Origin of the sequence: Aquiflexum sp. (assembly GCF_041749095.1) — a bacterium.
Classification (GTDB): domain Bacteria; phylum Bacteroidota; class Bacteroidia; order Cytophagales; family Cyclobacteriaceae; genus Aquiflexum.
In genome coordinates, this window is record NZ_JBGTCA010000585.1 from 1 (window position 1) to 8,214 (window position 8,214).

Genomic DNA, 8,214 nt, shown 5'->3' on the forward strand with positions numbered 1-8,214 from the left:
GTTCGTGCATTTAGGGCAGTAGGAGGAGATCCGATTTTTATCAAAAGAGCTGATGGTGCATTTATCTATGATGAGGATGATAATGGCTATATAGAGTTGATCAATAGCTGGGGTCCAATGATCCTTGGACATAACCATCCAATGATCCGAGAAGCGGTCATCAATGCTTTGGAAAACGGGACTTCATTTGGAGCGCCAACAGCTAGAGAGGTAGAAATTGCAGAGTTGATCACTCAAATGGTTCCTTCTGTAGAAAAGGTAAGGATGGTCAATTCAGGCACAGAAGCCACTATGTCCGCTATACGTGTGGCACGAGGTTTTACCGGAAGAGATAAATTCATCAAAATGGAAGGTCATTACCATGGCCATGGAGATTCTTTTTTGATTGCAGCAGGATCCGGAGCAATTACCATGGGCAACCCTGATTCACCGGGCGTGACCAAAGGGACAGCCCAAGACACGCTTTTGGCACCCTACAATGATTTGGAAGCTGTTGAAAAATTGGTTGAAGCAAATATGGGAGAAATTGCAGCTTTGATATTGGAGCCTGTTCCCGGAAACATGGGTCTTGTTTTACCTAAGGAAGGGTATTTGGAAGGATTAAGGAAAATTTGTGACAGGGAAGGCATAATCCTGATTTTTGATGAAGTGATGACAGGCTTTAGATTGGCAAAAGGTGGTGCACAGGAACTTTTTGGTGTAATTCCAGATATGACTACTCTTGGTAAAATCATAGGAGGGGGGATGCCAGTCGGTGCTTATGGAGGAAAAAAAGAAATAATGGAATTTGTGTCTCCGGCAGGTCCTGTATATCAAGCAGGCACGCTTTCAGGAAATCCGATTGCTATGGCAGCTGGATTGACCATCCTCCATTATTTAAATGACCATCTGGAAGTTTACGAGCAGTTATCTGGTATTGGGGATAAAATAGTGGGCGGATTCCGCAAAACATTGGAGAAAATTGGTATAAATTATACCATCAATCACTTGGGAAGTATGTACAGCCTCTTTTTTACAGATCAAGAAGTGTATGATTTTGATTCTGCAAAACATTCCGATACGGTCTTATTCGGCAAATATTTTCAGGCCATGCTTAAAAGAGGAATTTACCTTGCCCCATCCCAATTCGAGAGTCTTTTCATTTCAACCGCATTGACTGATGAACTGATAGGAAATATCATTCAGGCCAATGAAGAGTCATTAAAAGAAATACTTTAATCAAAAGGACATAAGAAATGGAGTTAAAAGTTTACGGTATCAAGAATTGTAATACCATGAAAAAAACCTTCGATTTCCTTGAAAAAGAAGGTGTTGTTTATGAATTCACTGACTATAAGAAAAAAGCTCCTGATGCCGGTTTAATGGTGAAGTTTGCCAGTAAGGTAGGTTTTGAAAAGCTGATCAACAAAAAAGGGATGACTTACAGGCAATTGACTGGGGAAGAAAAGTCCCAATTGGAAATCGAAGATTCTGCATTGGCATTGCTGAGCAAAAAAAGCAGCATGATCAAAAGACCTATTGTGCAATTTCCTGATGGAGAAATCGTGTTGGGTTTCGACCCTGAGGCAATAAAGGAGAAAATGGACTCTATTAAAAAGTAATGGAGTCTGTGGGAAGAACAGGTAATTCAAAATTCCCGAACATTACTTCAAAAGTGAATTCATGTTTATGGGCTTCTTCCTTTGAGGCAGGAGTTTTATAGGCAAAAACTTTTTTAAGTTTCGGGTGACCATTCAGTAAATTCAGATTTAGCAGATTGACTTCTGTTTCTGTGAGATGAAGCTGAATTAAATGGGTGCATTTGTGTAAGTGTTCAAAACCGGTTCCGGTTATATGTGTATTATTCAGTTTTAGAATGGTCAGGTTTTCAAAATCTATAAGCGATTCGAAAACCTGATCATTTACTTTTGTCCTGCTCAGATCAAGAAAGACAATATTTTGGCTGATATCCTGAAGCAATTCCAAATCCTTTTCATTGAAATCAGGGAAATTGATACAACTCACCTTTAAAAGCGATGATTCTTTAATTAAAGGTTCAATGAAAAATCCCTTGTCTCTTACATTAGAAAGTTTTTCGGTCCCAACAGAGGTTAATTCCACTTTAGGATAAATAGATACCTCTGATTTGATAAAAAATGGCTCAACCAATTCCTCTGTAACTCCCGCCATTGCCAGATTTTTTTCAAAAGGTGCTCCTGACGCCAACCAATATTTGACCAATTCCAGTTCTTCCTTTTTGGGCTGTTTTTTTTCCTTTGGGGGCATGTGGTCTTCATGGTCTAATGGTAAAGTCATCCTGTGATGCAATTCACTTTTTTCCCAAGAGGACCCGGAAATTACAGGTCCGTTTTTCCCTCCTTTGAGAATCGTTTCTTTGGAAGTCAAAAGCAGACCTCCCTTGCTGTTTTTCTGATTATGGCAACTCCGGCAATTTTGATTGAATATTGGTTGAATGACATCCTCATAAAACAATGCTTCTTCCCAATGATTTTCGTCCAATGCAATCGGATCAAACTCTTCATACCCAGTATATCCAAAAGCGCTTTGAACCTGTTCAGGCAATACCTCAATCAAATAGTCTTCTCCGTGGGTAAGACTGCCGCCTAAATGCCCCGTCAACATCAAGAATAATCCGAGTAAAGCTGAATTCAAATGGATTTTGGGTGTATTTATAGTTTTGCATTTTTTCACCTGGAAAAAAAGCAACAGGCAAATCAAAGCAGTAGCTAAACCTAAAATCAGGTGATTCTGTACAGTTGAAAATGCATAACCTTCCGAAGTATAAAGCAAAAGACCACTGATACAAGCCAAAACCGCAGTAATGCAGCTCCACAGCAAAGCGGTTTCTATTGCAGGTAAAAATTGTATTTTATCCTTTTTGGGATAATACATCAGCAACAAGGCCATTAATATAAAGCCTATTGGAAGATGCACTATCAAAGGATGAAATCGCCCAATTAAGGGAATAATGAAATTTAACATTTATCGGGTATTAAGCTAAAATTTCTTTGATGATTTCACCTTCAACATCGGTCAATCTAAAAGGTCTTCCTTGGAATTCGTAGGTAAACTGTTCATGATCAAAACCCAAAAGATGGAGTATGGTGGCCTGGATATCGTGTACGGAAACCCTGCCCTCTACACCTGAAAATCCCAAATCATCTGTTGTCCCAAATGATGTCCCCTTTTTGATCCCACCTCCTGCCATCCACATGGTAAACGCATCTACGTGGTGGTCCCTGCCTTTATATCCCATGGTTTTTCCTTCCCGGTTTTCTTGCATGGGAGTCCTTCCAAACTCACCGCCCCAAACCACCAAGGTGTCTTCCAACAGGCCTCTTTGTTTCAGATCCAATAAAAGAGCAGAAATTGGCCGATCGGTTTCCCTGCATTTATTTCTCAAACCCAAATCCAAGGCTGTAGATTTGTCAGATCCGTGTGAATCCCAACCCCAATCATATAATTGTACAAACCTAACCCCTTTTTCCACCAGTTTTCTGGCAAGTAGGCAATTGTTGGCAAATGACTCCTTGCCCGGTTCAGTGCCATAAAGATTATGGATATACTCAGGCTCATCGTTGATATTCATGACTTCCGGAACTTCTATCTGCATCCTAAATGCCATTTCATATTGGTTGATTCTGGCCAGGATTTCAGGGTCTCCATAATGATCAAATTCTTCTGAATTAATCTGATTAATGCTTGTAATTACAGATTTCTTCAAATCACGGGGAATGCCTGTAGGGTCTTCCAGATAAAGAACAGGACTTCCTTTAGACCTGCATTGGACCCCTTGGTAGACGGAAGGCAAAAAACCACTTCCCCAAACACTTTTCCCTGCATCAGGTGTTTTTCCGCCAGATGTCAGGACGACAAATCCAGGGAGATTCTGATTCTCCGTACCCAAACCATAAGTGACCCAACTTCCCAGGCTTGGACGTCCCAACCTTGGACTTCCGGTATGCATAAACAACTGCGCGGGACCATGATTGAACTGGTCAGTATGGACAGCTTTCAAAAAAGCAACATCATCTGCCAACTTTGAAAAGTGGGGCAAATAATCTGAAATCCAAGCACCGGACTCCCCATGTTGGGAAAATTCAGCCTGTGGACCCAAGAGGTTTGGTACTCCTCTGATAAATGCAAATTTCTTTCCTTCCAACAAAGATTCGGGACAGGGTTGATTATTGTATTTGATGAGTTCCGGTTTATAATCGAACAGTTCCAACTGGGAAGGGGATCCCGCCATATGCAAATAGATAACCGATTTTACCTTGGGCAAAAACGGTGGTGGAAGCGGAGAAAGTGGATTCAAATCCCTTTCCGATAAATTCATGCCAATTTTGTCCGTATTGGTGGCTCCTATTCCACATGAAGACAGAAGTGGAGCCAAGGCAAGCCCACCCAATTTGCCGGCACAATCCAATATGAAATTTCTTCTGGTTAGTTTTTCCAATCTTGCCTGTTCGAGTTCTCTTAATAGCTTCCCAATATTTTTCATGTTACGGTTTGGTTAGAAATTCATCAAGATTCAATATGGCATTGGCTACCACGGTTAAAGCACCCAGTTTGGGGCTTAACTTTTCTTCATTCACAGTCATCAATTGGTCAAGGAGTTCCGGGCTTTCCTGATATTTAGTAAGAGCTTCTTTATAAAGGCCTGTTAAAACTTCGGATTGGAAAGAGCTAATGGAAGCAAGCATACAAGTTTCAAAACCACAGGCAATTGCTACTTCCGGATTGTCTGATTTTAAGTGCATTTTTTTTGCCAAATGAAAAGCAGCTTCAACATACACAGGATCATTCAGTGTAACCAAGGCCTGCAAAGGGGTATTGGTCACAATTCTTTTACTGACACAGACTTCCCTGCTTCCTGCATCAAAAGTGATGAAAGATGGATATGGGCTGGTTCTTTTCAAAAAGGTGTAGACTGCTCTTCGATGTTTGTCATCACCTTCACTCATTTTCCAGGATTCTCCATTGTATACTGTCTCCCAGATTCCATCAGGTTGATAAGGCATCACTCCTGGACCGTACATTTTCATGCTCAGCAGACCTGAAACAGCCAAAACTTGGTCCCTGACCTGTTCAGCACTCAATCTAATTCTCGGCCCACGGGCATACCATTTGTTTTGTGGGTCTTGTTGGTATAGTACGGGGGATATGTTTGATTTTTGTCTGTAGGTCTTGGAAATCACAATGGTTTTGATCAACTTTTTCATGCTCCAGTCCATTTCATGCATAAAGTTATAAGAAAGATAATTTAACAACTCCACGTGGGATGGTGCCTCTGATTGGGTCCCCATATCCTCTATGCTGCTGATCAATCCCCTTCCAAAAAGCTGGTCCCATATCCTGTTGACAAAAGTCCTGGAAGTTAAAGGGTTTTCCTTATCAGTCAGCCAATATGCCAACCCAAGACGGTTATTTGACCATTCAGGATTCCAGGGATTCAATGCTTCAGGCGTTTTGGGTTTGACCTCCTCCCCATGAAGCAACCAATTACCCCTTTCAAACACATGGGTTTTTCTTTGCATAAAAGAAGGATTTTCAATCATGATGGGCAGCGTAGGTACCTTACTGTTCAGAACTGAATGAAAAAGATCATTCATTTCTTTGTAACCTTCTTTTTCTTTTCCCGAAAGACTGTTTACAAAAGCAAACCAAGTGATGGCACTGGTGGATTGTTGTGGGGCTGTTTTTGGGTTTTCTACTTTAATATAAAGATCAACTGAACCCGTTACTTTTTTGAACGGAAAGGATTTAGAGACAATCGATGTTTTGTCAATGACAAACTGACTTAGGACTTCTCCCTCCGGGCCACCAATTCTAATGGTCATTTTAGTTCCGTCAAAGCCCGAACGATACTCCATCAACATTTGGTCTGCTCCTTTTGTATCCACATTTCGCAAATAGCAGGAACCATCGTGCCAAAGTCCCAGCCATTTGGTATCAATCAGTTCTCCGTTTACAAAGTCCTCACAAAGATGGGCATGGTACTTGGGTTCTCTGAAATTGAAAAAATCGGATAGTTCTTCGGCTTGTTTTTGGTTGCCATTGGAATATGCCCAGCTTAAAACTGAAGTAATTTTTTCACGGTCTTCTTCTTCATAAAACCTCAGTTTGGGTTCCTCGTCATGGGTATCTTCGTCCCTTGTATTGTTAAAGAAAGCAGTTAATTGAAAATACTCTTCATGTTTAAATGGGTCATAGGGATGGCTGTGGCATTGGACACAGGCCATTGTCGTGCTCTGCCAGACCTCAAACGTAGTATTGACCCTGTCCAAGACAGCAGCGACACGGAACTCCTCATCTTCGGTTCCGCCTTCATCATTGTTCATGGTATTTCGATGAAAGGCAGTTGCGATAAACTGATCCTGAGTTGGATTTGGCAAAAGATCTCCTGCCAACTGTTCGATGGTGAATTCGTCATAGGGTTTGTCTTCATTAAATGCCTTGATCACCCAATCCCGATATTTCCACATTGTCCGTGAAACATCCCTTTCATAGCCTTTGGTGTCTGCATATCTGGCCAGATCCAGCCACCAAGAAGCCCATTTTTCTCCAAATGAGGAAGAATCCAAAAGTCTATCCACCAACTGCTCGTAGGTGATTTTACCTGTCAACCAATCATTCTGCAAAGCTTCTGTTGGCGGTAATCCGGTAATGTCCAAAGAAACCCGTCTCAACAACTTTCGGGAATCTTCCTCCTCGGAAAATGAAAGTTTGTTTTCCTTTTGTTTTTCATGGATAAAAAAATCTATTCCCTGATATTTCTTTTTGGAATCCGAAAAACCAGCTTGTTGGCTAACCCAATTGACTTTTGGTTTTTGGACAGGATTATACGCCCAATGCTTGCCCCATTTGGCTCCCTGTTTGATCCATTTGTGCAAAGTTTTGATTTCTTCGTCCGTGAGCGATGACTTATGATATGGCATCCTCATTTCAGGGTCTTCCTCATGCAGCCGTTTGATCAGTTCACTGTTTTTGGGATCTCCCGGTATGATAGCCGCAACACCTGATTTGGTAAGGGCAAGGGCTTCCTCTTCAAACAATACACTAAAGCCACCATTTTTCTTGACACCGCCATGACAGGAAATGCAGTGTTTATTCAAAATGGGTTTCACTTCCGTACTGAAATCAACCTGATCAGACCGATTAAAAGTCACAATCACGGCAACAAGCAGAACCATTGCAACAGTCAATAAACCCGTTAATTTCCTTTTTGGCATGAACATACATCTAAGTCGTTCAAATTAAATAATTTAGGTTAAGGAAGCAAGTGGCTGGCCTCGTTATGCTGATCCCTAGCTATTGGTATCGAAGTAACGAGGAAAACTTCAATGTGCGCTTTTAATGGATAATAGGGTACAATATTTCTCCTTGTCATATCGACGATTGGAGATATCTGTTCTGCCTTGGAGGGTTTTTAGACCTCTCCTGCCGTCGAGGTGACAAGGACAAGTAATGTTTGTAATGGATTTTTATATAAGACATATGGTTTTAATGACTCCTCCTTTACCTTTCTGAACATTTTCAAAAATGTTATGGGCTCGCAATTAAAGCATAGGAAAACTTCAAGCGTCTTCTGTCCCGTCTTCCGTCTTCTTCAAAAAGAATAACTAGGCAAATGCTTCAAAATATCCCCGGTCATTTTTTCAAGGTCAAAGTCATGTTTCCAGCCCCATTGTTCCCTTGCTTTGGAATCGTCAATGGTATCCGGCCAAGAATCCGCGATGGCTTGCCGGAAATCAGGTTTGTAACTGATAGTGAAATCAGAGTAATGGGTTTTGATGCTTTCGAATATTTCTTTTGGGGAGAAACTCATCGCCGAAAGGTTGTAGCTGGACCTGATCAATACTTTTTCTTTGGGTGAATGCATCAGGTTCAAAGTTGCTTTGATGGCGTCCGGCATATACATCATCGGTAGGTATGAGTCCTCGCTGAGAAAAGAAACAAAATGCTCTCCGGCAATCGCTTTATGGTATATATCCACCGCATAATCAGTAGTTCCTCCTCCGGGAAGTGATTTATAGCCAATCAGACCGGGATACCTTAAACTTCTTACATCCACCCCAAACTTCTGAAAATAATATTCACACCATCTTTCCCCTGCCTGTTTGGAAATGCCATAGACCGTGTTGGGTTCTTTGACACAATATTGTGGGGTATTGGATTTGGGGGTGTTGGGACCAAAAACGGCGATGGAAGAGG

The 8,214-nt window shown here is 41.4% G+C and carries 6 protein-coding genes; 2 read left to right on the forward strand and 4 right to left on the reverse strand.

From position 1 onward, the window contains the following. Together hemL and ACEW8O_RS26005 are read left to right on the forward strand one after the other, a co-directional pair. Nucleotides 1-1,218 (forward strand): glutamate-1-semialdehyde 2,1-aminomutase (gene hemL, locus ACEW8O_RS26000; protein ID WP_373497547.1); only part of this gene is annotated, 1,218 nt, incomplete at its 5' end. 17 nt (nucleotides 1,219-1,235) lie between these two features. Next, nucleotides 1,236-1,601 carry a Spx/MgsR family RNA polymerase-binding regulatory protein gene (locus tag ACEW8O_RS26005; RefSeq protein ID WP_373497548.1) on the forward strand — a complete coding sequence of 122 codons (366 nt, stop codon included), beginning with the start codon at nucleotides 1,236-1,238 and terminating at the stop codon, nucleotides 1,599-1,601. Here ACEW8O_RS26005 and ACEW8O_RS26010 read toward each other — a convergent pair. From ACEW8O_RS26010 to ACEW8O_RS26025, 4 genes are all read right to left on the reverse strand, one after another. Beyond that, a complete protein-coding gene (locus ACEW8O_RS26010; protein WP_373497549.1) occupies nucleotides 1,591-2,982 on the reverse strand; it encodes a c-type cytochrome domain-containing protein in 1,392 nt (463 codons plus the stop codon). The two genes, ACEW8O_RS26005 and ACEW8O_RS26010, sit on opposite strands and share 11 nt — an antisense overlap. 10 nt (nucleotides 2,983-2,992) lie before the next feature. Then, nucleotides 2,993-4,501 (reverse strand): DUF1501 domain-containing protein, encoded by a 1,509-nt coding sequence (locus ACEW8O_RS26015; RefSeq protein ID WP_373497550.1) that lies wholly within the window; start codon nucleotides 4,499-4,501, stop codon nucleotides 2,993-2,995. A 1-nt stretch (nucleotide 4,502) separates the two neighbouring features. Further along, entirely contained in the window at nucleotides 4,503-7,232 is a 2,730-nt protein-coding gene (locus ACEW8O_RS26020) for a DUF1553 domain-containing protein (RefSeq protein WP_373497551.1), read from the reverse strand. Nucleotides 7,233-7,609: 377 nt separating this feature from the next. Continuing rightward, the coding region (locus ACEW8O_RS26025) for an NAD-dependent epimerase/dehydratase family protein (protein WP_373497552.1) at nucleotides 7,610-8,214 on the reverse strand (605 nt) is incomplete at its 5' end.